Below are 25,857 nucleotides of genomic sequence, written 5' to 3' on the forward strand. Positions count from 1 at the left end.
TAACGTCTAATTAATAAAATTTATAGACTTAATAAACAGTTAGTTATGGGTTTTAAAAGCTTTTTATATGATTATTTGATAGCGTCTGGCATGTCTGTTACTGCTGCGCAGTATTTAAATGCCGCACTACTAACAGTAGGTCTACTAATTATTGCTATTATAATTGATCTAATTATTAAAAAAATTATTATTCAGTTGTTTGCGCAATTTGCTAGTAGGACCAAAACTAATTTTGATGATTTATTGATTAAAAACAAGGTGCCGCGCAATATAGCGCACATTATTCCTTTGATAATCGTATTAGAACTGATTCCTACGGTATATCTGGACTTTCCCTATTTTGAAAATATGGTTTTTAAAGGATTGCAAGTTTTTGGAATCATACTGGCTTTATGGGTCGCACGTAGTTTATTAAATGCGCTAAGAGATTATTTTAAAATCCTACCTAATTTAAAAGATAAACCTATAGACAGTTATATTCAGGTGTTTATGATATTTGCTTGGATTGTCGGGATTTTATCTGCTTTTGCAATTATTACTGGTATAGAATTCATCAAATTCTTAACCGGTTTAGGAGCGGCTTCTGCAGTTATCTTATTGATTTTTAAAGATACTATTTTAGGTTTTGTCGCTAGTATTCAGGTATCAATTAATGATATGGTACGCATAGGCGACTGGATTACATTTGAAAAATATGGCGCAGATGGTGATGTCATCGAGATCAATCTGTCCACAGTAAAAGTTCAAAATTTTGATTTGACGATCACCACGATTCCTACCTATGCGCTGATATCTGACTCGTTTAAAAACTGGCGCGGTATGACAGATTCTGATGGCAGGCGCATAAAAAGATCCTTAAGTATAAAATTAGATAGTATTACTTATTTATCTACAGATCAAGTGAATAATTTAAAAAGTATTCAGTTAATATCTGATTATCTCGAAACAAGACAAAATGATATTGAAGAATACAATTTAAGTAATAACATCAATAAAGATTTGCTTTTAAATGGAAGGAATTTGACCAACATAGGCGTTTTTAGAAAGTACATGCAAACCTATATCGATAATCATTCTGGAGTGAATAAAGATATGATGATTATGGTACGACAGCTTGCTCCTACTTCTCAAGGAATACCAATTGAGATATATGCTTTTAGTAGTGATAAGAGGTGGAAGAATTATGAATATATCATGGCAGACATCTTTGATCACTTAATTGCTGCAGTTCCTTACTTTGATCTAGAAATATTTGAACTACCTAATAATTCAAGTTTTAAAGGAATTAAAAAGGAGCTGGTTTCTAAAGATGATATAAGAGAAATGCTAGACAATTCTAATATGTAAATTGCTGCGTATCAAATATTTTACTGAAACTATAAAGGGATTTGGTGTTTATTCCGCTTTAGCGAAAGCACAGCAAAAAAAACGAGAGCCATTACAGCTCTCGTTTTTACTATTAAAAAAAGGAATCTAATTGTGATTACTTCACCATAGGTACTTCTAAAGCATTTGCAGGTCTGTAAAATGTATATTCTGAAGGAGTGATAAACTCTATATTAGAAAGTTGAGCCTCACCTATTTGATCTGTAAAACCATCTTCTTTATTCCAATTATGGAAGGTCCAGTTTGTTGCAAAAGGAACGCCATCTACCACAGTTAAATCATTGTATTTAGCAAAATGTGGTGCAGCTTCTGCCTCTTCTAGTTCTTTACCAAAACTCACGATATAAGCCACGCCATCCAGCACATTTGTTTTAGGATCCTTATAAACGATGTACCAATCTTCTGAGGTATCTCCTATTCCGTCCTTAAAAGTCAATTTTGAAGTTGGGTATTTTGTATTTGCAAAAGATAACATCTCTTCATCTGTCCATATAGTTCCTGGATCATTTAATTTATAAGGCATAGCAAAGAAATAAGACCAAGTAAAAATATGGAACCTAGTCATAGGATTGCTAGCCATATCTGCACTGTTAGCGTATACTTTATTACCGTCAAATATAATTACACCATTATCTTTATCGTCCATACGGATCATAGTACCATCTGTTTTTTGTGTGATTTTTCCATCAAACAACGTGTTATCACCAAAGGATACTTTAAAATCATAACTAACCGCATCATTTTTCAAGAAAGTGACTTTTTGATGTGCGTTTTCTATACTTCTAGTGAAGGTATTTGCACTAGGTTTCTCTACTGTTTCAACTTTCTCTGTTTCTGTGTTTGCTTTAGTCTCAGCTATTTTGTCAGACTCTTTACATGCTGTAAAAGCAACTGTGAAAGCCAGTGTGATAATGATCTTTTTCATTTATTATGATTTATGAATTAAAGGTAGTAGTTAGGTTTTTAAGAGTCAATTCTTATATCACATCTTTATGGAGATGCTTTAGGAAGAATGTAAAAGTAACTAGTTTACTTCATCTTATTTCTTTCTTTTAGATAGCTATAACAGTATTAAAAGAAGGACAAAAAACTATCTTCGCGCCATGTGGATGTATTTAGGTCTTTTGGCTGCTTTATTTTTAGGATTACACAATTTATGTAAAAAACATGCAGTACAAGGCAATGAAGCTTTCCCTGTACTTTTAGGTACTTTGCTAGCTGGGTTTTTATTTATCATACCTTTTTACATAGGTTCTATCTTCTATCCAGAAGCTACAAAAGAAATAGGCTTTTACATAGAAGAAATTCCTTTATCCACACATGGATTTATCTTTATAAAATCTATGATCATGGCGGCATCCTGGATACTGGCCTATCAAGCGCTCAAACATCTACCGCTTACGATAGTAACACCTATAAGATCTGCTGGCCCATTTTTTACTTTAATAGGTGCTATGATTATTTATAAAGAAATGCCTAACAGCTATCAATGGATAGGTTTCTTTTTAATCATATTATCTGTGATTTTATATTCACGAATTGGAAAAACAGAAGGCATCATTTTTAAAAGCAACAAATGGATATTTGCTATTATCGGTGCTACTTTTCTGGGTGCTTCTAGCGGATTGTATGATAAGTTCTTAGTACAAAACCTATTACTTAATCCGCAGACGTTACAATTTTGGTTTTGCTTTTATACCATATTAATTTTACTCGTGATTCTATCGATCACTTGGTTTCCCTATGCGCACAAACGCCGTGAATTTAAATACAGATGGAGCATTCCTGCTGTTGGAATCTTATTACAAACCGCCGATTATTTTTACTTCAAAGCTCTTCAAGATCCAGAAGCTTTAATCATGTTATTGAGTGCGATAAAACGCAGTCAGCTCATCATTGCAGTAGTCATAGGTGGTTGGATCTTTAAAGAGAAAAATAAGCGCAAGAAACTGGTGCCGCTTGCTGGTATTTTAATAGGCGTCTTTTTAATATTGTACAGTTAGTATCATGGTACCGCTTTGGCGAAAGCGGAATTACATTAAAAATCGTTTATAAAATACTATCTTTTATATTTCATCAACTCAATTTAAATCAGTTTTTAAAACTTAAATTAGGCCATTTTCATGCTAAATAATATTCTTTGTTCCAACTGCAAAACATCTATAACCATTGATATAGATGAATTCTTAAAAAGAAAAGTTTACAACTGTTCTAATTGCGATGTGAAATTAGGTGTTGATGAAGAAACCGATCTCGAGCAAGAAAAAATATTGCTTTTTAAAAAATTTGCTAAAACAACAAGACCAAAGACAGACGTGATTCCATGTCCAGATTGCAATGCGCAAATCTCTTTTCATCCAAAGGATTTAAAGAAAGGAAGCGCCATTGCTTGTGGCAGTTGTAAGGCAAGTGTAAGCTTTCTGAAATAAACTATTTATCATCAAGACTGCCTCCATCCTACGGCATTAAGATATAGCTGTCTGATTTTCTTACCTCACTTCTTCCCTACCATCGCTGTGCAAAGCAAAACGACCTTTTTCACGATGGTGAACTTGCTCTTGTTCTTTCCATGGCCAACCACCGAATTGTGTTTGCTGATAGTCTGTAAATGCCTCTCTTATCTCCTGCTGCGTGTTCATTACAAAAGGTCCATGTTGTGCCACGGGCTCATTTATAGGTTTTCCTTGAAGAACTAATAAATAGGCTGTCGTATTCCCTGTGTTCTTTATTTTAAGATCAACTGTAGCGTCCACTTCAATAGAGTGATTTTCTGATACTTTTGAAGTATCTATCAGTAGTTCATTACCTCTATAAAAATATAGATTCCTCCTAGTTTCATTATTTAAGGCTTTGGGAAAAGTATAAGTTGCATGAGCTTCCATTTTCAGAGTAACCACTAAAACTTCATTTTCTGGATGTGCGGCCCAAGAATTAGGAGTTGGCTCTAGAGATTGATGTTCATTAAGCCTTCCTGCAATTAAATCTATGTAAGTTGTAAAGCCATTTTTATCTGTTTGCTCAATAACTGGAACTTCTTCTTTCCATAGCATTTTAAAATGTGGTGGCACCATTTTACTAGCTTTAGGAAGATTAAGCCATACTTGAAATATCTCCAGTGTATTTTCTTTGTCATCATGTAGCATAGGAAACATCTCGCTATGCAAAATACCTTTACCTGCGGTCATCCATTGAACATCACCAGCACCAAATCTTCCAGCGCCACCTAAAGAATCAGAATGATCTACTATGCCTTCTTTATTAATCGTTATGGTTTCAAAACCTCGATGTGGATGATAAGGAAAGCCTGGTATGTCACTACCATGATACATTCTAAATCCGTCTTTTATTGTAAAATCCTGACCTATATTACGTCCTATTTTTAAATGCGCTGGAACGGCCATATTTTCATCGCCAGCTGGATATAAATCGCGATGATGGGCACAAAATAAAAACGGATCTTGTGTTTTCCATGGAAAGCCTAACGGCTGGATATTTATAATAGAATGGCTCATGTGAAATATTTAATCTTCATCAAAGATATAAGATGGAGTCCAATTAAATAAATGGTTTAATGTTTCGCTTTCGCGAAAGCAGAATAAGTATATGACAAATAATTGCATTATACATATAGGGAATGATTTAAAGGTAATTCTCTTTGATAGCATATTACTATTACTTGTATCTTTGAATTTGTGATCGCATCTTTAAGAGAAAATGGAACAAATAAGGAAATATTTAGAAAGCATCGCGCACATCTCTGATGAAGATTGGGAATTCTTTACTTCAAAATTGGTACGAAATGTTGTGGTAAAAAAAGAAGTATTTCTGAAACTACATGAAATAGAAAATCACATATCGTTTATAGAATCAGGAATTGTGCGTCTTTTTATTCCCAAAGAAAATGATGAAAGGGACATTACTTTTGGTTTTAGCTTTGAAAATCAATTTATAAGTGCCTACGATTCTTTTCTGACCAGAAAACCGTCATTATATCAGTTACAAGCGCTTACTAAAACCAGTATGCTCAGCATTTCTTATAACGATTTACAAGAAGTTTATAAGAAAACACAAATAGGTAATTTAATCGGTAGATTAACAGCAGAGCGACTGTTTTTAATTAAATCTAAAAGAGAACAAAACTTATTAAACCTGACCGCAGAAGAGCGTTACCTTAAGTTATTTAAAGAACGACCTCAATTAATTAAAGTCATGCCATTGAAATATATAAGCTCTTATATAGGTGTGACGGCACAAGCTTTAAGTCGTATAAGAAAACGTATTTCTTGATTTAGGTTCATAGTTTAAGAAATGTACCGCTTTTATCTTTGCAATAAAAAACATGGCGGTTATACTTTTAGTCTTGGTACTTTGGTACGGCGGACTTTTCTTTCAATCTTTCTTCTTGCATCGTTATGCAGCACATCAAGTTTTTACGATGTCTAAAGCGATGGAGCGTATCACATTTGTGCTCACATGGATTTTTCAAGGTTCTAGCTATTTAAGCGCTTACGGTTATGGAATAATGCACAGAATGCATCATGCATTTACTGACACAGAAAAAGATCCTCATTCTCCTAAATATGATGACAACCTTTTTGCCATGATGTGGAAAACTAAAACAATCTATCAAGATATTAATAAGGAACGTGTCGCTGTAGACAGTCGTTTTACAAAGAACGTACCTCAATGGAAAGCTTTTGACACTTTTGCAAGCTCTAGATTTTCAAGGTTGTTATGGATTTCTCTTTATGTATTGTTCTTTGTTTATTTTGCTACTGCATGGTGGCAATGGTTGCTATTGCCAGTCACCTTTATGATGGCACCTATTCACGGTGTGATCATCAACTGGTTCGGTCATATTTATGGATACGTGAACTATCAAATGAAAAATACGAGTAAAAATCTGTTCCGTTTTGATTTCTTAATGATGGGAGAAGGATATCATAACAACCATCACAAGCATGCTAATCGCGCTAACTTTGGAGTAAAATGGTATGAAATAGACATCACATATTTAATCATAAGAGTATTGAACGCAATAGGAATCATACGTTTAAAAAGAACTTAAGAAAAGCTAAGTTAATTATTAAAATCCTTCATTAGGACCTAGTTCTTTTGAAGGGTTTTTTTTTAAGGTTTGGTAATTGTAAACAAGTACTGTAACCACAGCTGCGATGGTAATGAATGAACATCAATAAACTACATTGTATCAAATCTATATAGATTTTAAAAACTACAAAGAAGTTGATAAAAGAAATAATCCAGCGGCAACAAAGATGGTTCCTTTTCTAAAAATCTGTGTTACTGGTATAAACATCCAAAATGCAGATATCACAAAGAACAACAACAATCCGACATTGAAAAAGATATTCAAAAAGAATAGTGGTTTTCCGGATTAGGCTTTATGAAGATTTGTTATTTTATTTAGAATATAAAGCAGCTTTTTTTTAGTGAATTGAGATTCTCCTCTTGCTAGTGTATAATTTCCATTTTCAAAATAGTAAACGCCTCGCTCCTCTTTTTGTACCTGAAATCTTTTTAGGTTAAGAGCTGGACCGTTTTCTTCTGTAAGATTTGCATCGATAGTTTTCTGGATTTGAATTTCTTGTTTCAATAAGTCCAATATTAGAAAAGGAGAAATAGAAATAAATAAACATTTAATAAAACAAGTTCTAGGATGATATAAACTTGTAAAGAATAGGAAGATTTCAACTTATAAAAAGAGGGATTTGCTACATAATTTGATTGAGTTTTTAGCAGTAAAGGAAGGTGAGATTCATATAAATGAATACATAACTTCAACCACATAAGTATTTGGAAAACAAATATATAATCAATTATAATTAACCACTATAAGCATTCTCTATACTTTGGTTTTCAATAAAAAAAAATGGAGGATCTATTTCTTACGCTTTGCCTTTCGTGCTTTTTTCTCGTTGTATTCTTTGATGCGCTGTGCTCTTGCAGCTAACTCGATACTGTCATAATTTGCAGGTAATTCCTTTTCAAATTTTTTCCAGTTTTCTCTCGCTTTGAAATAATCAAACTCGATGGCAGGATCCTGACTTTCTAGCTTGTCCTTTGTAATTGCATGCAATAAAATGTCTTCTACATAAAAATCTTCTACCACCGTTTCTGGTAAGTATTCTTCTTTTAACGACATATCAAATAGACTTGCCGTTTTATCAAACCAGAAAGCACTCCAGCCGCTTCTCAAGCGTTTTAACAGAGCATATGCCGTATCACCTGTCTGTCTATGGATCAGTTTGATTAAGATTTGACCTTCGGTTTTGGTAAGTTTTTTGAGTTCGGCCTTAAATTCATCTTCGATGTAGTTTTCTACCATCTTAGAATATTTTCTTCTTTGATTTTTGGTTTCTAAAGAAGCAAGTCGTTGATCTAGAACCTTTAGTCGTTCAGAAGCTAATTTTGCATACGGCCATACTTTTTGGACCTTTCGTTTTAATATCAAATAACGAATACGCTCATATTTACTATCAAACTTTAAATCTTGTAGCAACATGACTTTATCGAGCTCAATGGCGCTTACAGAATCACCATCTACAAAGAAATACTCTTCTGAGGCATTTTTTACCGAATCTTTTAAGATAGGTTGCGGTGCTGGTGTTTGTTGCGCTTTCGCGAAAGCGAGACCACAAAAAACTAGTATTAAAACAAAAATATTCTTCATCGTTTAAAACTATGAGCTAAAAGTGTTCCAAAAATAAGAAACCCTGCAGATTACAAGCGTTTTTAAGACCATATTATTATCTTCACGGTTTAAAATTTATATCATGGCTGGAAAAAGCATTTTAAATAAAAAATCACTTGATTTTCTTGAAAATTACCTCAATACCGCATCTCCTACTGGTTATGAATGGAACGGTCAAAAAGTATGGATGGATTATCTAAAACCTTATGTGGATGAGTTTATCACCGATAATTATGGTACAGCTGTAGGTGTTATTAATCCAGACGCAAAATTTAAGGTTGTTATAGAAGGACATGCAGATGAAATCTCCTGGTATGTGAATTACATAACAGACGACGGACTTATCTATGTGGTACGCAATGGTGGATCTGATCATCAAATTGCTCCTTCTAAAAAGGTAAATATCCACACTAAAAAAGGAATTGTTACTGGCGTATTCGGCTGGCCAGCGATTCATACACGTAATAAATCTAAAGAAGAAGCTCCTAAACTGGACAACATTTTTATAGATACTGGATGCGAAACCAAAGAAGAAGTACTGGAACTAGGTGTAGATGTAGGATGTGTCATTACCTATCCAGATGAGTTTTTTGTATTGAACAAAAACAAATTTGTCTGTCGTGCACTAGATAACCGTATGGGTGGTTTTATGATCGCTGAAGTAGCAAGATTATTAAAAGAGAATAAAAAAGAATTAGATTTTGGACTGTATGTAACCAACTCTGTTCAAGAAGAAATAGGATTGCGTGGTGCAGAAATGATCACTCAAACTATTAAGCCTAATGTAGCGATAGTGACTGACGTGACACACGACACCACTACTCCTATGATAGACAAGAAAACTAACGGTGACGCGGCAATAGGAAAAGGTCCTGTTCTTGCATACGCTCCTGCGATACAAAACAACCTACGCAACCTGATCATGGACGCAGCTGATGCTAACGAGATTCCTTATCAAAAACGCGCTACATCACGTTCTACAGGAACAGATACGGATGCTTTTGCTTATTCCAATGGCGGTGTGCCAAGTGCATTGATCTCGCTTCCTTTACGTTACATGCATACCACAGTAGAAATGGTTCATAGAGACGACGTAGAAAACGTGATCAAGATGATTTATGAATCTCTTTTAAAAATTCAAAACAATCACGATTTCAATTATTTCAATAATAAGAATGAAGGACTTTTTTGATTTGAAAATGTGCTGATGCACTTTTAAATGAAATTAAAAATTGATAGAAATCCCTATTGGCGTTTGTGAATAGGGATTTTTAATTTATTCTCTTTAAGTTTTAAAACGATAAAGTGTAAGAAATAGTTATAAATAAAATCTTTCTGGAACTTCTTGTTAAATAGTAAACCCAATCCTAATTCCGCCCCAACTGGCAGAGCTTCCAGTTGTAAACTCTCTTGTGATCATAGATCGTGTATATTCAAAATAAAGCGTTCTTGTTTTTAAAACGATTCCATAATTAAATTGTGTTGTTACTCGTTCTACATCTCCAGAACCGATAATATAAGGACTACTCCTATTAAATAACCCGCCTTGAAGTGTAGCATCGTAACCAATGGCGCTAATAACCGGCTGTGTGTAAACATACAGCTCAAAGCCTTTTTTATTCTTTATAGAATTAAATGGAGAATTTATGATACCGACAGAAGTATTTAAACTAAATGAAGCGTTGGTAAAAAGTGTACCAACTTTCAAATTTCCTTGCGCTTGCAGTGAAAAGATATTCTTATAACGTAAAAGCTGCTTTTCATACCCAACTTCATAATTAAGTACAAGGTCGTTTTTTATCTGATTTCCCCAACCTCGTGGTGTTTTATTTCCAGTGGCTTCATGGATACCAATTTGCATCTCTCCACCAAAGGCTGCTGGTCCTATCATTCCTATATTGAGGGATGATGTGAATCGGCTCTTGTGAATCGTGTCAGTCTTTATGATAAAACTCTTTAAATAGATCGCTGCAGCAAATGGCCTATCACCTTCTTGAATTTCAGGAAGATCATATCTGTCTGGTGTAAAACCTATATGCTCGATGGCTAGTCCATATCGAGTTTCTGAATTTTTAGGTTTTAGAAATAAAAAGTTGGCTGGATTCTTTTTGAAAGTCGGAGTAACCAATTCAAAGCTATATCCCTGAGTATAATTCTCGTCAGTAGTAGCAAAATAATCGTTATCGTAATGCAACCTAAAATAACGATCACTATTCATTTCTCTTACAGAAGTAAGGTTATCGATCTTTTGAGCAGGCAAATAATTGGAATACAGAAGTACAGAAAGAAATACAATCATAAAGTTTCTCATAAATTTATCTACGTTTAAATCTTTCTATTGGTTTTTTAACTGGTAATTACACCTGTATTGCAGGAGGAAATAGAACTTTGGTGTATATTTACACCAAATCAATTATTATGTCTAGACAAAGTATCTCCTTTACCGAACCAAATGATGAATGGCTAAAGTCTCAAGTTGCTAGTAAGGAGTATTCTAGCAAAAGCGAAGTGGTTAATGACCTTATTAGACAGGCTAGAAATCAACGAGCAGAAATTGACTACATTAGAATGAAGCTTGAGAAAGCTGAGAAAAGTGGAATTTCAACAAAAACAAAAGAAGAAATTTTAGAAATAGCGAGAACTAGAGCAAATGTTAAGTTATAAGCTGACAACAATTGCAGAGGATGATATCATTAGAATATATGATTACGGTGTCCATCGATTTGGAGTACAGCAAGCTGAACGTACTACCACAAACTGAACGAATATTTTGACGCCATTGCCCGAAATCCCTATTCATTTCAAGTAGCAGGTGATATTAGAATTAATTATCACAAATGCGTTTGCGGCTCTGATGTCATTTACTATAGAATTATGACCGATTATGTAGAAATAAGCACTATTATCGGTTCTCAAGACTTTCGAAACTTTGAATAAACATAACATTACCAATAGAATCCTCTTTGAAGACAACCACTTAATTGCCATCAACAAGCAATCTGGCGATCTTGTACAAGGAGATAAAACTGGAGATACCATTCTACCAGATCTTTTAAAAGATTACATAGCAAAAAAATACGATAAGCCAGGAGCTGTTTATCTAGGCGTTATACATCGATTAGACAGACCAACCAGTGGCGTGGTTGTGTTTGCTCGTACCTCAAAGGCATTGCCTAGAATGAACAAACTCTTTGCAGATCATGAAACTAGTAAAACGTATTGGGCAATTGTAGAAGGAAAAGCACCACAAAAAAAGGCGCGTTTAGAACATTATTTAGTTCGCAATCCTAAGCAAAACAAAAGCTATGCGCACGATCATGAAGTGCCTAATTCTAAAAAGGCTGCTCTCTCCTATTCTGTTTTAAAAGAGTTAGATCGCTATACGTTACTTGAAATAAAGTTAGAAACAGGAAGGCACCATCAAATCAGGTCTCAGTTATCTAAAATAGGCTGTGTGATTAAAGGTGATTTGAAATACGGTGCAAAACGCAGTAATAAAGACGCCAGCATCCATCTTCATGCAAGATCTTTAGAGTTTGTGCATCCTGTAAAGAAAGAACCGGTTGTAATTATTGCTCCAGTAAATGAAAATGATGCTTTGTGGAAAGCAGCCACTCGATAAGTGCACTTTGACTTTTTCTTGTTAAATACCTGTATTTTATTTTTCTGTGATGCTTTCGCGAAAGCGAGAACCTAATACTTACTTCATTGATTTAATTATAAATTCTGTCCGAACAACTTTTCTAACAAAATATTTGCTCTAGAAAACTAAGGCATATTGTATTTTAGAGGTCAAATAGAATAAGATGAATCATTTAAAAATTGCGCTAGACTGGACGCCTAATGCAAATCATATAGGTTTCTTCATAGCAAAAAAGCTAGGTTATTATAATGAGAAAAACCTCGAGGTGAAGGTTATAGATCCTACACTAGATAATTATGCAGTTACACCTGCAAAAAAAGTAGAATTAGGAGACGTAGATATGGCATTATGCCCATTAGAAAGCATCATGAGCTACCAAACTAAGTCAAAACCTTTTGATCTCATTGCGATTGCAGCTCTTTTTCAAGAAGACTTAAGCGCGATTGTTTGTAAAACAAATAGAGGAATTCAATCACCTAAGGATCTGGATCATACCACTTATGCTTCTTATGATGCGCGCTATGAAGATGCGATTGTAAAGCAAATGATTAAAAACGATGGCGGAAACGGAATGCTGAAATGTGTTTATCCAGATAAATTAAAGATTTGGGAAGCTATTGAAAATGGTGAAATAGAATCTACATGGATTTTTACCAATTGGGAAGCCGTGCAGGCAGAAGACAATAATATGTCATTAAAATACTTTAAGTTAAAGGATTACGGCATTCCATATTCTTATTCTCCTGTTATTGCTTGTTCGCAAAGAATGGCTGCGGACAAAGAAAATGAATTAAAGGCTTTTCTGAGTGCAACAAAAAAAGGTTTCTTTTATGCACTAGAAAATCCTTCAAAAGCTGCAGAAATTCTAAAAAGCTTAGTTCCTGAGAAAGATAAAAAAATGAATCTTAAGAAAACTATAGAATTGACTTGTGCCGTTTTAGGAGAACAAGAGCATTGGGGTAAAATGAATCCAGATGGTATCAAAGAATTCTTAAACTGGCTACAAGACCTAAAACTAGAGCAGCATCATTTAAAATCTAGCTCTCTTTTTACTAACGAATTACTGTAATTATGAATATAGAAACGCTTCACAAGACGCATCAAGACTTTTTTAAAACTCGTAAAACTCAAGCAGTAAAATACCGTGTAGAAAGTCTTCAACGACTCAAAAAGGTCGTAGAAAGTCGTGAGCAAGATGTGTATAAAGCTCTTGCAGCAGATTTAGGAAAAAGCGAATTTGAAGCTTTTCTGACGGAATATAATGTGATTATTGGAGAGCTTAAAAAATATATTTATAAAACAAGTAAATGGTCTGAACCTAAGAAGGTTAAATCCTCTATGCTCAACTTTCCCTCTAAGGCAAGAAGATATCCAGAACCTTATGGAAATGTACTCTTAATTTCACCATGGAACTATCCTTTTCAACTGGCTCTTGCTCCATTAATAGGTGCTGTCGCAGCAGGAAATACAGTAGTTTTAAAACCTAGCGAGTTTTCTAATCATACTGGTAAATTATTGCAAGAAATCATTGAAGAAGCTTTTGAAAAAGAACATGTTTCCGTAGCTCTTGGAGATGCAGAAATAGCTCAAAAGTTAACAGCTCTAAAGTGGCATTATATTTTCTTCACAGGAAGTCCTGGTGTAGGTAAAAAGATTTATCAAGCAGCAGCAAAACATTTAACGCCTGTAACCCTAGAACTAGGTGGTAAAAATCCATGTGTGGTGCATGAAAGCGCTAATATCAAAGTAACAGCAAAACGTATTGTATGGTCTAAATTTTTAAATGCTGGTCAGACCTGTATAGCTCCGGATTATCTACTCGTTCATAAAGATATCAAAGACCAATTAATTAAAGAGATCAAACTCCAAATTCATAATTTCTTTGGAGAAGTGGTAAAAGACTCTTCAGATTTTCCAAGAATCATTAGAAACGAGCATTTTGATAAATTGGTAGAAATGCTAGAGAACGAATCTGTTTTACAAGGTGGACAGCATGAAAGAGAATCGTTATACATTGCTCCTACACTGTTAGATGAGCCTACACGCGATTCAAAAGTCATGGAAAATGAAATATTTGGTCCTATCCTACCGGTTATTAGCTATTCTTCAAAAGAAGATCTTGAAAAGTGGATCAATAGCTATGAAAAGCCTTTGGGTGGCTATTGTTTTACTGGCGATTCAAAGTTTGAGGATTGGTTTATCGATCGTTTTTCTTTTGGTGGTGGCGTTATCAATGATGCTATTGTTCAGTTTGTAAATGATCGACTTCCTTTTGGCGGTGTGGGAAATAGCGGTATTGGATCTTATCATGGTCAGAAAACTTTTGAAACATTTTCTCATTATAAGAGCGTTGTACATCGTGGTACATGGATCGATTTACCAGTAAAATATGCTCCTTACGGTCATAAATTGAGTAAAATCAAAAAATTGATGAAATGGGTGTAAACTTTCTATGTGGTTTACTAAAATACTCCTAATGTGTCGTTAAGATGTTGTTAGCAAGCTTTCGCGAAAGCGAAACCAGAATTATCTTTATATAAAAAATCATGATCAAAGAAGGAACCCATGTTAAATGGGAATGAGGAAATGGAACTGCAGAAGGAAAAGTACAATCTACTTTTACTAAAAAAGTAACCAGAACCATAGACGGAAATGAAGTTACTCGTGATGGCGAAGAAGGAAATAAAGCGCTGTATATAAAACAAGAAGACGGTAGCAGTGTTTTAAAATTAGAATGCGAAGCAGAACGCACCGATTAATGGATTTTAATCCTTAACTTTATAACACCTAAATGACTATTTTGAACGAATCCTTATCCATATCTCAACAATTACTACAAACTGGTTCTAACGTCACACTATTTGCGTTGATTGCAACAGGTATTTTGGCAGCGGTGTATTTTTGGTTTTTGAAAAATCAAAAAGCAGATTCTGATTCTACTAGAAATCAAGTTTCCATTAAAATAGATCGCAATGGTAAACATAGGTATGAAATTGTTCCAGACTCTGGTAATAGCAATCTTAAATTTTGGGTAAAGTTGATTATTGCGCTTATCGCATTAGCATTCTTATGGATCCCTATCAAGTCGTTACTTAATCCACAATATTAATTATGGCAGAGTTAATTAAAATATACGATGATAACCCTAACCCTAGGGAATTAAAGCGCATTGCAAATGCCATGCGTGATGGTGCTTTAGTAATTTACCCTACTGATACGGTTTATGGATTAGGTTGTGATATTACCAACAAAAATGCTTTAGAGAAAATTGCTAGAATTAAAGGTGTAAAACTGGAAAAAGCAAACTTCTCTTTTATTTGTGAAGATTTGAGTAATTTAAGTGATTATGTAAGTCAGATAGATTCTCATACGTTTAAAATCCTTAAACGCAATCTTCCTGGTCCTTATACTTTTATCTTACCTAGTAACAACAATCTACCATCTGTTTTTAAGAAAAAGAAAACCGTTGGTATACGTGTGCCGGATAATAAAATAGCTGTCGAATTGGTTAAATTATTAGGCAATCCTATTATCTCTACTTCTATTAAAGATGAAGATGAGGTAATTGAATACACTACAGACCCAAGTCTTATTGTTGAGAAATGGGACAACTTAGTAGACTTTGTCATTGATGGTGGTTACGGTGGTAACATAGGATCCACTATTATCGACCTTACTGGTGATGAGCCTGTTCTAGTCAGAGAAGGAAAAGGATCTATAGAATTGTAAAAGATGCTTACTCGTTTTTACAAAACGGAGTTTTTTATCAGCATACTTTTTATCGTTATGAGTATGATCACCTTCTTTTATGGTGATCAATCAGGCTTACAATTAGTACCACCTAATTTTTTATTCAACATTCACGACACTTATTATGTGGTCAGTGTTGAACAGTTATTCAACATCTGGTCTGTTTTTAGTTTTAGTCTTGGTACAATTTTATTAGTGCTTAGTTGGAAAAAATTCTCTTCTTTTAAAGGAATCTATGTTAATCTCGCTATCATATATTTCTTATACATGTTCACATTTATAAAAGGAAAGATGTATAAAGCATTACCAACTATGCAAAATAGAGACTATACAAAATACGATATTCAAAATAATGACTTTTATATTAATTTAAATTATATCTTAATTATTGCTTTAGTTCTGGTTTTCATAACAATAGCAATAGTAAAGATTAAAAGTTTTACAAATACAAGAGAGATGAAACAAGTCAATTAGTAAAGAGCCAGATTTCCCAAAACTTTCCTATTTCACAATTTTTTATCACGCTACTAATTGCTTTTCTGTAACTTTAAAACAAATCATAAAACTAAAAAAATGCCTTATTTAGAAAAAACGACCGCGCAAAAAGCGGTAGATGTAGATATATATTTTGAAGATCATGGAAGCGGTCAGCCTATTATTTTAATTCATGGATGGCCATTAAGCGGTGCGATGTGGGAATATCAAGTTCCTGCGTTAATCGATGCTGGCTATCGTGTGATTACTTATGATCGCAGAGGTTTTGGTCGTTCCTCAAGACCTTATACTGGTTATGATTACAATACCATGACAGAAGATTTACAAGATCTCATTAAAAAACTAGACTTACAGGATGTTATTCTTGCAGGTTTTTCAATGGGTGGCGGCGAGCTTGCTCAATATGCAGGCACATTTGGAACCAGTAGAGTAAGTAAATTTATATTCATTAGTTCTATTGCTCCTTATTTGTTAAAAACAGATGATAATCCTAATGGTGCACCAGATGAAGTCTTTAAAGGAATGGAAGAAAACGTGAGAAAGGATCGCGCAGGATTCTTAAAAGGTTTCGGTGAAGGTTTTGTAAATTATGAAGACAATAAAAACCGTGTTTCCAAAGGTCAACTAGATTATAATTTCAACATTGCTGCAAATGCAAGCCCAAAGGGAACTTTAGATTGTATCAACGCCTTCGGTAGAACAGATTTGAGAAAGGCTTTAGAAAAAATCGACATTCCTACTCTATTCATTCACGGTGATGCAGATAATATTGTTCCTGTAGAACCTAGCTCAAAACAAGGTCATGAGATTGTTAAGGGTTCAAAACTGGAGATGATCAAAGACGCACCTCATGGGTTGTATTTGACTCATAAAGAAGAATTAAATAAGTTGATTTTGGATTTTATCAAATAAGATTTTTAAAAGTCCAATACCTCATAACGCTCTAGAGATTTTTCTAGGGCGTTTATTTTTTGCTCTATTTTATTAAAAAACCTTGCTCTCTCTTTTGTCGATGCATTGCTTAAAGAGGTAGATTGTTTTAACTGGTGTTTAAAATAACCTTGAATACGTCCCAACATATTGCTGGCAGTAAACTTGATATAACCCAACATAGTCATAGTCACAAATCCAGCAACAGGTTGACCATGTTTATAGGCAATAGAATTATTAGTCATGATTAATAACTCGTGATAATGAATATCATAGCGATCTGTTTGTAGGTCTTTTTGCTTTTGTTGGACTAGTTTTTTAATGTCTTGACATAAAACTCTAGCATCTTCTAGAGGTAATAATCCAGCCGATAGAAAATAATCGATTTGTCTCAAACTACTACTTACCGTAGTGTCGTTCCATATTTCACAAACTTCAAAACGGCTGATCAACTCATCAACCTCTTTCATATAAGCTTTCAATTCTAGCGTCAAATGAAAATTTTCATACCTAGTATCACTGAAACTAGGGTCCATTAATTGCAACCATACATAGATTTTAAATCTAGAAAGCTCGCTATTATCAAAATGATGATACACAGGAATATCTTTAGCACTGTATTCAAATCTTACCCCATTTTTCCCTAGTTGGGACAAGTTTTTTACGGTTTCTGCAAGATAAAACTCCATACTTTTTACAGAATTCACATGTGTGGTCGCTTCACCTAATGCGCTTAATTTCAGATCTTCCACGAGTATATTATCCAGAGAGAACTGACCTTCTTTTGCTAGTAACATCGCTTCATCTATAGTCAGTTTTGCTTTTCCTTGAATACGACGGTAGGCCGCGTCATAGCTTATTTCTAAGACATCTGCCACTCGTTGTATAAAAGATGTTGGATTTGTTACGCTTTCGCGAAAGCGTTCAATTACAAGCTCTTGTTTATTCATTTTGCATTTTTCACAAAAATAAAAGTACGAAAACCTTAGTTAACGCAAATCATTTATTTTGAAACAGAATAGATTTGGTCGTACTTAAAAACAAAATAATGAATATTCCAAAAGGCTTGATACTATTTCGATTACTATTAGCTCCTATCATTTTAGGTCTCACCTATTTTGTAGGTAATGATGTAAAGATTGCGATCGTTATCCTGATGTATCTAGGTTTGATATCTGATATTCTTGATGGAATTGTGGCTCGCAAACAAGGTATTTCTAGTGCGCGATTAAGAAGAATGGACAGTCAGACCGATATGGTGTTTTGGCTTTCTATAGGGTTTACAACTTATTTCTTTTATCCACAATTGATCGCAAATCATGACGTTTCTATATATGCAATACTGGCTATGGAAGTGGCTTGTTATGTAATAAGTCTGGTCAAGTTTAAAAAAGAAACTTGTACACATGCGTTTCTTTCAAAATTATGGGGAATCAGCTTATTGATAGCTTTTACCTCTTTGATAGGCTTTAATCATGCTGGGATTCCATTTACAGTGGCAATAGTCTTGGGACTGGTGTCCCACATAGATAGAATTTTAATCACATTAATTCTTCCTAAATGGACACACGATATTCCTAGTACGTATCATGCCTATTTGATTAGAAAAGGAATTGCTTTTAAAAGAAATGATTTATTAAACGGATAACCACCGTTTCATTATAAAATGAACTAAAACACCAATTATGAAAAATTTGATTCAACAATATTATGCTGTTATCGATCAAAAAGTATGCACAGCAACATTTACTACATTATGGCTGGCATTGAAAAACAATTTGGGCAACACCTATCTAGATTTACAATTAGAAGATCTATGTAAAAACAGAAAGCAGCAATTGCTCTCACTGATTCCTAAACATGTGACTAAAGGAAAAAGTTCCATATTAAGTATACAGCTTACCAATTCAAAGATTGAAGAATTAAGAAAAGTATTCACAGAATCGGGACTTGAGTTATTAAAGCTCGTGCGTATTCCTATTGCTATGAAGGAGCAAGAACTGGCGATTCCTAAAAATATTATGAGGGATTTATTTTGAATAATACTCTTTCTATTAGGTTTGATTTCATGACCTTTGCCACATGAGTCACCGACACTTTTTAATTTATAAACCCTATAAAATGCTCAGTCAGTTCAAGACGAACGATAGGCATCAAAAAAACAAGAAGTTCTTAGGTGATTTACACGACTTTCCTGATGGCAGCATGGCAGTAGGAAGACTGGACGAAACCAGTGAAGGCTTACTACTCATCACCACCGATGGACAGTTGAGCAGCCATATCAATAAAAAAGGAAAAGTAGAAAAAGAGTACTACGCTCAAGTAGATGGTATGATTACCGAAGAAGCGGTACAAAAAATGACTTCTGGAATAGAGATCAGTATCAATGGTAAATTATATCAAACCAAAGAATGTAAAGCGCGCATTATAGAAGGCATCCCTGATCTACCAGCAACGCAGCAACGCATTAGAGATGAGCGTCACGGTCCTACTTCCTGGGTTTCTGTCACCTTAAAAGAAGGGAAATTCAGACAGGTACGTAAAATGTGTGCCGCCGTTGGTTTTCCCGTATTGCGACTGGCTCGTGTACGTATAGGTAATTTTACTTTGGAAAATTTAAATGCTAAAACTGCAAACGAGATCACTACACTTATGGAAGAAAAATAATCTCGTTTATACTACTCATTCTTTAAGATAATCAAAGTAGCTTTTACACCAGCAGCAAGGTTCCAGACGTTTTGTTGTACTACTTTGCCTTTAGAATCCATTACCTTAAACTCGGCAGTATTGGGACCAGAAGTTCCTTGATTAAGAGCTTCTACTTCTAATTTATTAAAACCATCTTTAAGAGCGATTCCTACACCTTGATACACATTTCTTAGATAGATTTTATCTACTAAAATCTTATCATCTTGCCAGATACGAACCATATCACCATCTTCAAATTGATGATCTCTACATACCAAACGTAATATCTTCTCTCCAGTTCTTATCTCGCCTAAAAACGTATCACTTCTAAAACCAGCGCCTACAGGAGCGTCTTTTTTAAATTTTTGTTTTTTGTACTTAATGCCTGGATCGACTAGGTCGGTTTCCATGCGCATTTTGATCTCATTATTTTTTTTAGGTCTGGTATAGGTTTTGGTTTCCGTTTTTTCAGGGAATAACATAGAGCCGCCACTTTTTGTTTGTGGGACTGGTTCTATGGTTCTAGGAGTTGTACTTGGGATTTCCTGACCAAAAGAAACACCTGCCGAAAGAATTAATATAATAAGGAATAGCTTTTTCATACCTGCAAGTTATCAAATTCCTTGCCTAAAGTGATCACAAAGAAGTTATTTTTAGTTAAAGGTTTTGTTATAAATGGGTCGTTTTCAGTCAGAAAAGCTTTCATTGAAGAATACTTCTTGAAATTATAGGTGTTCTTTGAAACACTCCATAAAAAAACACCTGCAGTTATGAATTCATAAGTACAGATGTTTTTTAATGTATTCTTATTATAAAGATCTCGCTTTCGCGAAAGCGGATCCCTAAAAAACTTAGTCTAAACGAGTGATCTTTGCTCCTATCGCCTGTAAACGCGTGTCTATGTTTTGATAACCACGGTCTATTTGCTCAATGTTGTGGATGGTGCTGGTACCTTTGGCACTCAAAGCAGCGATCAACAACGAGATTCCGGCGCGTATGTCGGGACTGGTCATGGTAGTTGCTTTTAATTTTGAAGTAAAATCATGACCGATCACACTCGCTCTATGCGGATCACAAAGAATAATTTTGGCGCCCATATCGATCAGTTTATCAACGAAAAACAGGCGGCTTTCAAACATCTTTTGGTGAATCAACACACTACCTCTAGCCTGCGTTGCCACCACTAAAACGATACTCAATAAATCTGGTGTGAAACCTGGCCATGGCGCGTCAGAAATGGTAAGAATAGAACCGTCTATATAATTCTGGATCTCATAACCATCGGTATGCGCAGGAATAAAAATATCATCGCCCTGACGCTCGATAGTGATTCCTAATTTTCTAAAAGTTGCTGGGATAATTCCTAACTCGTCATAAGCAACATTTTTAATCGTCACTTCAGATTTGGTCATGGCAGCAAGACCGATCCAGCTACCTATCTCAATCATATCTGGCAGAATGCGGTGCGTGGTACCACCCAATTTTTCTACTCCTTCTATGATCAACATATTAGAACCTATTCCAGAAATGTTAGCGCCCATGCGCACCAGCATGTTACACAATTGCTGTAAATACGGCTCGCAAGCAGCGTTGTAAATGGTTGTTTTTCCTTTGGCAAGAACCGCTGCCATCACAATATTTGCTGTTCCTGTTACTGATGCTTCATCAAGTAGCATATAAGCGCCATGAAGCTCGTCAGCTTCTACACCGTAAAAATATTCTTCTTTATTGTACCTGAATTTTGCACCTAGTTTGATAAAACCTTCAAAGTGCGTGTCCAGACGACGACGACCGATTTTATCACCACCAGGACGTGGAATATATCCTTTACCAAAACGAGCCAATAAAGGACCAACTAACATGATGGAACCACGCAAACCACGACCTTGGATTTTATATTCTTCAGACTGTAACCAGTCCAGATTGATATTATCGGCTTGAAAAGTGTAGGATTCTTTACCGTTTTTAGTCACTTTAACACCTAGATTATTGAGTAAAGCGATCAATTTATTGACATCTATAATGTCAGGAACGTTATTGATTTCTACTGGCTGGTCGGTTAATAAGACTGCACAAAGTATTTGAAGTGCTTCATTTTTAGCACCTTGAGGTTGGATTTCTCCTTTTAATTGATGTCCACCTTCTATGATAAATGTTCCCATGAATAATTTTAATTGTAATTTTTAAAAATAAAGAACTTGGAGTGGTTTGTAAAGCAATCTTATGGGAAGTATTCACAAGTAATGAACAGGAATTTGAGCTGTTTTTTTTCTACCCACTAATGGGTATTTATTGTTAATTTTTAAAGAATCAGTAAGTAACATCACATTTGTTAAATTATTTGATCTAAATTTAAGGAATCATTTCGCAGCTGTAATGCTTCTTTTTATGGTTTTTCATAAGAATCAAGTAAGTTTTGAGTTTGTCATTTAGGTGGTGGAATGGTCAGTTGAATGTGCTTTTATCCCGGTAATTGATATTGGATAAAGTGTACGTTTGGGATTATATAACGAGTTAGCCACAAGCCGAAACCAAGCATATGCCAATAATAACAGAATCACAATTTAGGAATATAGCGAACCAAAAATCAAGTAGTGGTTTGAGTGGTTACGTCAACGAAACGAGGACTTTTTCTAAATCAACATCAACAACGAGTATTTTTTTGTCTCATTCCCATCAAGACAAAGCAAAAATTGAACAAGCAAAAATCTTTTTTGAAAATTTAGGAATCAGTATTTACGTGGATTGGATGGACAGTACAATGCCAGAAAAAACAAACGGAACGACCGCAATTAGAATTAAATCTAAAATTCGAGAAAATGAAAAATTTGTTCTTTTAGCTACAAATAGAGCTGTTAACTCAAAATGGTGTAACTGGGAAGTTGGAATAGGCGACATTTACAAATTACCAAATGATAACATAGCTATCTTAGGACTTGCCGATAATAATGGACATTGGGCCGGAAATGAATACCTTCAAATTTATCCTTCTATCGAATATCAAAATGGTAATTCAAGAAACAACGCAGGAGGAATTATACCAGAAGGATATTATGTACTTTATCCACCACAAAACGATGGCTCTCGAACTTTTAAAACACTTGAACAATGGCTGAGAGAATAGAAAATAAAATTAAACATTTAGAATTTATACAACTTGTAATAACTCGAATGAATGTAAATTCATTTTTACTAAGAGGTTGGTCAGTAACACTTGTAGCAGCATTATTCGCATTTGCAGCCAAAGACACAAATATAGATTATGTGCTGATTACCTACATTTCGACACCGCTTTTTTGGCTTTTAGACGGTTATTATTTATCACAAGAAAGAAAATATAGGGACTTGTATAATCTAATTCGACTGAAAAATGAAAACGAGATTGATTTTAATATGAATGCAACGATAACAAACAACAATAAAAATAGTTGGATTTCGAGTACATTTTCGATTACTCAAATAATCTTTTATGGAACCCTAATCGCAATTACACTTGTGGTAATGTTTATAATCAATTAATATGGCAAAAAGAGTATTTTTTAGTTTTCACTATCAAGATGTTATTGATTTTAGAGCTAATGTCGTAAGAAATCATTGGGTATCTAAACCTGATAGAAAATCAGCAGGCTTCTTTGATGCTTCAATTTGGGAGTCAGCTAAGAAGACAGGTAATTTAGCATTAAAGAGACTAATAAATGGAGCACTAAAAAACACCTCAAATACTTGTGTTCTAATTGGCTCAGATACTTTCAATAGAAAATGGGTAAGCTACGAGATAATGAAAAGTATGCAGGTAGGAAATCATATTTTTGGTGTACACATAAATGGTATAAAAGGTAAAGATGGAAAAACAAAAACAAAAGGTTCTAATCCACTTTATTTTTTAGGCTATTCATTCTCTGACGATGGTACGAAAATCAATTTACACGACTATATAAAGGGAAAATGGATAAAGTATCCTGATTTAGATGGTTATTCTGTGAAAAAAGTGGATGAAAAATATAGAAATAAAATTTACCGATTGTCAGAGGATTATCCAGTTTATGATTGGAATGACGATGATGGATATAATAATTTCTCAAAATGGACAAAATAAAGCCAGTGGCTAACAATGTATAAAAATAATAGCGGTTTAATCGCTAAAACTAAAGTAAGTAAATATAAAAAAAGGTCTTTGTTTAACTGAAAAGTTAGTGCGTGTAAATCCGCTACTATTCTTATACTAGACCGTTATGCTATATCAATAAAAAAATTAAAACAAAAATACAATTACCAAAGGGCTAATATCCCATTTAAAAAGGAGTATGTGAAAGTGAAAATCCTAAAAAGAGTAAGCGTTAGAAAAAAGTGCTCTAAACGAATAGAGAGCCAATTTTAAACCATATCAATTAATGCAAAATGAAAAATATAATATCCATTTTATTAGTGCTGATGATTTATTCTTGTACTAGTGATAATTCGAAAATAAGTAGTGTAGAATTGTCAAATATGGATTATCATCAAGTTTTCGCAAAATCTACCGAAAATATTAATCAAGGATTTGCAACAACTAACAACTTAAAGCAATTATTGACAGAGAAGTTCCCCAACATAATTTTAGATAATAATAATGTTTATATGGAGGTTGTGATGTATTCAGACCAAAATATAAATTATGAAAATCCCTTCGAAAATGAGTATGGCTTTTTATTAATAACACATTCATCTGCAAATTCAGTGATTCAACAATTATATGATGTGAATACGGGTCAATTAGTCACTCAACATAAATACGAGGCTACTTCGACCATTGATCCGGTATTATACGTCTTCCTAGCTAAAGACGTTTCTGAAAATATTTCATCTTATTTGTATATCTCTGATCAAAACAACACTGTTCTAAACTATAGTTTGAATAATATAAATCATTACGACCTGCCAAAAGAAAACTTCGGAACAATTTTAAATCAAACATTGTTTGCTAAATATGCTCATCAGGACGTAGGCTTCTATGATAGTGTTGGCGGAGGAACACCTTGTGGAATGATGTGTTCTGGACCTTCTGATTTGAATTGTAAAATTAGTGCGCCTGGAGGATTAGATTGTAGAAAATCTATAGACGAAATGGTATGTGAGACAATTAAAAGTAACGAGATAGTTTCAGTTAATTCATATCAAGAAGATGATTTTGATTTAGTCTACATGAGAGATTTTAGAGATAACTTCTTAAAAAAATCAAGTAAAGGTTTACGTTATATAGAAATATATTATGAATTGAATGATTATCTAAGGAATATTGACTTTTTATTTAAAACAGATTTCAAACAAAATATTGAAGCTTTAGGCATAGGAATAAAAGTCTCAGAACGTATTCAAAATGGAAATAATAACACAGTTTTACTCGAAAGTACAGATGCTACCTTTCTTAAAAACTACCTGTTATAATTGAAAGAAATTAAAATTAATAATGAGTTTCATGGTTTACTCGATGAATTAACCGTAGAAATAAATCTATATGAAGGTGCAACTAAAGAAACTGTATTGGATGAATTTCAATAAATGGATCTTAATTGTATTAAGTTATCCAATATATTTAATTGTTTCCTTGATAGTTAACAATGTATTATACTTATTTTTTGGTTACGAAATACAATTAACTTTATTTGCTGATAGTTGTATTTTTGATCGCGAATATTTGTTAGATCATTCAGCATATTGGTTAACGGTGCTAGTTTTAAAGTTTCTCTTATATGGACTGGAAATTATATTAAGATTGAAATATAAGAGTAAGAGATATTTATATCACCTTATTTTAATCTTAGTTTTGTTCGATATCTTAGGTACTTTGAGTATAGCGCTAGACAGCCTAGTTGAAAGTAATTATAGATTTATCTTTAATGCGAATTTGACCAATCAGAATGTTAGTGTTTTGCTTTTTAATAATAACCTAATCTTAGGAAGCTCATTAGTAGTATTATGGATATTATCCTATCTTATAAATTTCAACCGAAGTACTAAAAGATTTTTGATTTCAAGTATGTTTTCAATAATTATTTGGTCAATTTTACTTCATGTCATATGTCTATAATATAGTTAGAAGTATTGTTTTAATTGACGATTAGATATCTATACTATTTATCTAATCGTCATTTTTATAAAAGAATAATTCGAAATTGATAGAATATTTGACATGGCATAACAAAGTACTGTGGTAAAAAACAAGTAAAATCTACTTTATTTTATCACTAAAGAACTTCTGTACGAATCATCATAA

The 25,857-nt window shown here is 33.9% G+C and carries 30 protein-coding genes and 1 pseudogene; 23 read left to right on the forward strand and 8 right to left on the reverse strand.

Translation table 11 applies throughout. The features are described 5' to 3' along the window. The first annotated feature begins 45 nt into the window (after positions 1 to 45). Positions 46 to 1,347, forward strand: a complete 1,302-nt coding sequence (locus ACTF54_RS11945) for a mechanosensitive ion channel family protein (RefSeq protein WP_347196624.1) — start codon at positions 46 to 48, stop codon at positions 1,345 to 1,347. Positions 1,348 to 1,483: 136 nt separating this feature from the next. On the opposite strand, the gene ACTF54_RS11950 is transcribed toward ACTF54_RS11945, so the two are convergent. After that, on the reverse strand, positions 1,484 to 2,311 hold the full coding sequence (locus tag ACTF54_RS11950; RefSeq protein ID WP_438969438.1) for a DUF6503 family protein: 828 nt from the start codon (positions 2,309 to 2,311) through the stop codon (positions 1,484 to 1,486). Positions 2,312 to 2,489: 178 nt separating this feature from the next. Between ACTF54_RS11950 and ACTF54_RS11955 the strand changes: the two genes are divergently transcribed. Next, on the forward strand, positions 2,490 to 3,389 hold the full coding sequence (locus ACTF54_RS11955) for an EamA family transporter (RefSeq protein ID WP_438969439.1): 900 nt from the start codon (positions 2,490 to 2,492) through the stop codon (positions 3,387 to 3,389). Positions 3,390 to 3,509: 120 nt separating this feature from the next. Next, complete coding sequence (locus ACTF54_RS11960; RefSeq protein WP_438969440.1) at positions 3,510 to 3,815, forward strand: hypothetical protein; 306 nt, start codon at positions 3,510 to 3,512, stop codon at positions 3,813 to 3,815. 60 nt (positions 3,816 to 3,875) lie between these two features. Here ACTF54_RS11960 and ACTF54_RS11965 read toward each other — a convergent pair whose 3' ends face one another. Further along, positions 3,876 to 4,898: a pirin family protein gene (locus ACTF54_RS11965; protein WP_438969441.1), complete on the reverse strand. Its 1,023-nt coding sequence runs from the start codon at positions 4,896 to 4,898 to the stop codon at positions 3,876 to 3,878. A gap of 202 nt (positions 4,899 to 5,100) precedes the next feature. On the opposite strand from ACTF54_RS11965, the gene ACTF54_RS11970 reads away from it, so the two are divergent. From ACTF54_RS11970 to ACTF54_RS11980, 3 genes are all read left to right on the forward strand, one after another. Then, positions 5,101 to 5,673: a Crp/Fnr family transcriptional regulator gene (locus ACTF54_RS11970; RefSeq protein ID WP_438969442.1), complete on the forward strand. Its 573-nt coding sequence runs from the start codon at positions 5,101 to 5,103 to the stop codon at positions 5,671 to 5,673. 52 nt (positions 5,674 to 5,725) lie between these two features. After that, positions 5,726 to 6,454, forward strand: a complete 729-nt coding sequence (locus ACTF54_RS11975) for an acyl-CoA desaturase (RefSeq protein WP_347196619.1) — start codon at positions 5,726 to 5,728, stop codon at positions 6,452 to 6,454. A 136-nt stretch (positions 6,455 to 6,590) separates the two neighbouring features. Next, positions 6,591 to 6,785 carry a hypothetical protein gene (locus ACTF54_RS11980; RefSeq protein WP_438969443.1) on the forward strand — a complete coding sequence of 65 codons (195 nt, stop codon included), beginning with the start codon at positions 6,591 to 6,593 and terminating at the stop codon, positions 6,783 to 6,785. On the opposite strand, the gene ACTF54_RS11985 is transcribed toward ACTF54_RS11980, so the two are convergent. Together ACTF54_RS11985 and ACTF54_RS11990 are read right to left on the reverse strand one after the other, a co-directional pair. After that, entirely contained in the window at positions 6,782 to 7,000 is a 219-nt protein-coding gene (locus ACTF54_RS11985) for a hypothetical protein (RefSeq protein WP_347196618.1), read from the reverse strand. The two genes, ACTF54_RS11980 and ACTF54_RS11985, sit on opposite strands and share 4 nt — an antisense overlap. Positions 7,001 to 7,285: 285 nt before the next feature. Then, the gene (locus ACTF54_RS11990; protein ID WP_347196617.1) at positions 7,286 to 8,077 is read right to left on the reverse strand and encodes a DUF4294 domain-containing protein; all 792 of its coding nucleotides are present in this window, start codon (positions 8,075 to 8,077) and stop codon (positions 7,286 to 7,288) included. Positions 8,078 to 8,180: 103 nt separating this feature from the next. Here ACTF54_RS11990 and ACTF54_RS11995 point away from each other — a divergent pair, with 103 nt between their 5' ends. Then, complete coding sequence (locus ACTF54_RS11995) at positions 8,181 to 9,290, forward strand: M42 family metallopeptidase (protein WP_347196616.1); 1,110 nt, start codon at positions 8,181 to 8,183, stop codon at positions 9,288 to 9,290. 156 nt (positions 9,291 to 9,446) lie between these two features. On the opposite strand, the gene ACTF54_RS12000 is transcribed toward ACTF54_RS11995, so the two are convergent. Next, entirely contained in the window at positions 9,447 to 10,409 is a 963-nt protein-coding gene (locus tag ACTF54_RS12000; protein WP_438969444.1) for a lipid A deacylase LpxR family protein, read from the reverse strand. 107 nt (positions 10,410 to 10,516) lie between these two features. Between ACTF54_RS12000 and ACTF54_RS12005 the strand changes: the two genes are divergently transcribed. The 9 genes and pseudogenes from ACTF54_RS12005 (at position 10,517) to ACTF54_RS12045 (ending at position 16,898) form a co-directional block, all read left to right on the forward strand. Continuing rightward, complete coding sequence (locus tag ACTF54_RS12005) at positions 10,517 to 10,762, forward strand: ribbon-helix-helix domain-containing protein (RefSeq protein ID WP_347196614.1); 246 nt, start codon at positions 10,517 to 10,519, stop codon at positions 10,760 to 10,762. Positions 10,763 to 11,027: 265 nt separating this feature from the next. After that, on the forward strand, positions 11,028 to 11,720 hold the full coding sequence (locus ACTF54_RS12010; protein WP_347196613.1) for an RluA family pseudouridine synthase: 693 nt from the start codon (positions 11,028 to 11,030) through the stop codon (positions 11,718 to 11,720). A gap of 184 nt (positions 11,721 to 11,904) precedes the next feature. Further along, complete coding sequence (locus tag ACTF54_RS12015) at positions 11,905 to 12,810, forward strand: ABC transporter substrate-binding protein (RefSeq protein WP_438969445.1); 906 nt, start codon at positions 11,905 to 11,907, stop codon at positions 12,808 to 12,810. Positions 12,811 to 12,812: 2 nt separating this feature from the next. Further along, positions 12,813 to 14,186: an aldehyde dehydrogenase gene (locus ACTF54_RS12020; RefSeq protein ID WP_438969446.1), complete on the forward strand. Its 1,374-nt coding sequence runs from the start codon at positions 12,813 to 12,815 to the stop codon at positions 14,184 to 14,186. Between the two features lie 149 nt (positions 14,187 to 14,335). After that, positions 14,336 to 14,500 (forward strand): annotated as a pseudogene (locus tag ACTF54_RS12025) (HVA1 family protein); the annotation flags it as partial. A 32-nt stretch (positions 14,501 to 14,532) separates the two neighbouring features. Further along, positions 14,533 to 14,850 carry a hypothetical protein gene (locus ACTF54_RS12030; RefSeq protein WP_347196610.1) on the forward strand — a complete coding sequence of 106 codons (318 nt, stop codon included), beginning with the start codon at positions 14,533 to 14,535 and terminating at the stop codon, positions 14,848 to 14,850. A 2-nt stretch (positions 14,851 to 14,852) separates the two neighbouring features. Next, on the forward strand, positions 14,853 to 15,470 hold the full coding sequence (locus ACTF54_RS12035) for an L-threonylcarbamoyladenylate synthase (RefSeq protein WP_347196609.1): 618 nt from the start codon (positions 14,853 to 14,855) through the stop codon (positions 15,468 to 15,470). Between the two features lie 57 nt (positions 15,471 to 15,527). Next, on the forward strand, positions 15,528 to 15,965 hold the full coding sequence (locus tag ACTF54_RS12040; RefSeq protein WP_347203408.1) for a hypothetical protein: 438 nt from the start codon (positions 15,528 to 15,530) through the stop codon (positions 15,963 to 15,965). A gap of 99 nt (positions 15,966 to 16,064) precedes the next feature. Beyond that, positions 16,065 to 16,898: an alpha/beta fold hydrolase gene (locus ACTF54_RS12045; RefSeq protein ID WP_438969447.1), complete on the forward strand. Its 834-nt coding sequence runs from the start codon at positions 16,065 to 16,067 to the stop codon at positions 16,896 to 16,898. 5 nt (positions 16,899 to 16,903) lie between these two features. Here the strand turns inward: ACTF54_RS12045 and ACTF54_RS12050 are convergent, their stop codons facing one another. Beyond that, entirely contained in the window at positions 16,904 to 17,866 is a 963-nt protein-coding gene (locus ACTF54_RS12050; RefSeq protein ID WP_347196606.1) for a hypothetical protein, read from the reverse strand. Positions 17,867 to 17,964: 98 nt separating this feature from the next. Here ACTF54_RS12050 and ACTF54_RS12055 point away from each other — a divergent pair, with 98 nt between their 5' ends. From ACTF54_RS12055 to ACTF54_RS12065, 3 genes are read left to right on the forward strand one after another with little or no spacing between them, the layout of a single operon-like run. Further along, entirely contained in the window at positions 17,965 to 18,564 is a 600-nt protein-coding gene (locus tag ACTF54_RS12055) for a CDP-alcohol phosphatidyltransferase family protein (protein WP_347196605.1), read from the forward strand. Positions 18,565 to 18,601: 37 nt separating this feature from the next. Then, complete coding sequence (locus tag ACTF54_RS12060) at positions 18,602 to 18,955, forward strand: hypothetical protein (protein ID WP_347196604.1); 354 nt, start codon at positions 18,602 to 18,604, stop codon at positions 18,953 to 18,955. 43 nt (positions 18,956 to 18,998) lie between these two features. Further along, entirely contained in the window at positions 18,999 to 19,583 is a 585-nt protein-coding gene (locus ACTF54_RS12065) for a pseudouridine synthase (RefSeq protein WP_438969448.1), read from the forward strand. Positions 19,584 to 19,594: 11 nt separating this feature from the next. Here the strand turns inward: ACTF54_RS12065 and ACTF54_RS12070 are convergent, their stop codons facing one another. Together ACTF54_RS12070 and murA are read right to left on the reverse strand one after the other, a co-directional pair. After that, positions 19,595 to 20,206 carry a hypothetical protein gene (locus ACTF54_RS12070; RefSeq protein WP_347196602.1) on the reverse strand — a complete coding sequence of 204 codons (612 nt, stop codon included), beginning with the start codon at positions 20,204 to 20,206 and terminating at the stop codon, positions 19,595 to 19,597. A gap of 249 nt (positions 20,207 to 20,455) precedes the next feature. After that, positions 20,456 to 21,766, reverse strand: coding sequence for a UDP-N-acetylglucosamine 1-carboxyvinyltransferase (gene murA / locus ACTF54_RS12075; protein ID WP_347196601.1), 1,311 nt, complete (start codon positions 21,764 to 21,766; stop codon positions 20,456 to 20,458). A gap of 500 nt (positions 21,767 to 22,266) precedes the next feature. Between murA and ACTF54_RS12080 the strand changes: the two genes are divergently transcribed. From ACTF54_RS12080 to ACTF54_RS12095, 4 genes are all read left to right on the forward strand, one after another. After that, positions 22,267 to 22,728, forward strand: coding sequence for a TIR domain-containing protein (locus tag ACTF54_RS12080; RefSeq protein ID WP_438969449.1), 462 nt, complete (start codon positions 22,267 to 22,269; stop codon positions 22,726 to 22,728). Beyond that, positions 22,713 to 23,123: a hypothetical protein gene (locus tag ACTF54_RS12085; protein ID WP_438969450.1), complete on the forward strand. Its 411-nt coding sequence runs from the start codon at positions 22,713 to 22,715 to the stop codon at positions 23,121 to 23,123. The genes ACTF54_RS12080 and ACTF54_RS12085 overlap by 16 nt, the downstream gene beginning before the upstream one ends. A 1-nt stretch (position 23,124) precedes the next feature. Further along, positions 23,125 to 23,700, forward strand: coding sequence for a TIR domain-containing protein (locus ACTF54_RS12090; protein ID WP_438969451.1), 576 nt, complete (start codon positions 23,125 to 23,127; stop codon positions 23,698 to 23,700). A gap of 302 nt (positions 23,701 to 24,002) precedes the next feature. Continuing rightward, positions 24,003 to 25,028: a hypothetical protein gene (locus tag ACTF54_RS12095; RefSeq protein ID WP_438969452.1), complete on the forward strand. Its 1,026-nt coding sequence runs from the start codon at positions 24,003 to 24,005 to the stop codon at positions 25,026 to 25,028. Positions 25,029 to 25,857: the final 829 nt, after the last annotated feature.

This window comes from Nonlabens sp. (genome assembly GCF_965657255.1).
Taxonomy (GTDB): domain Bacteria; phylum Bacteroidota; class Bacteroidia; order Flavobacteriales; family Flavobacteriaceae; genus Nonlabens.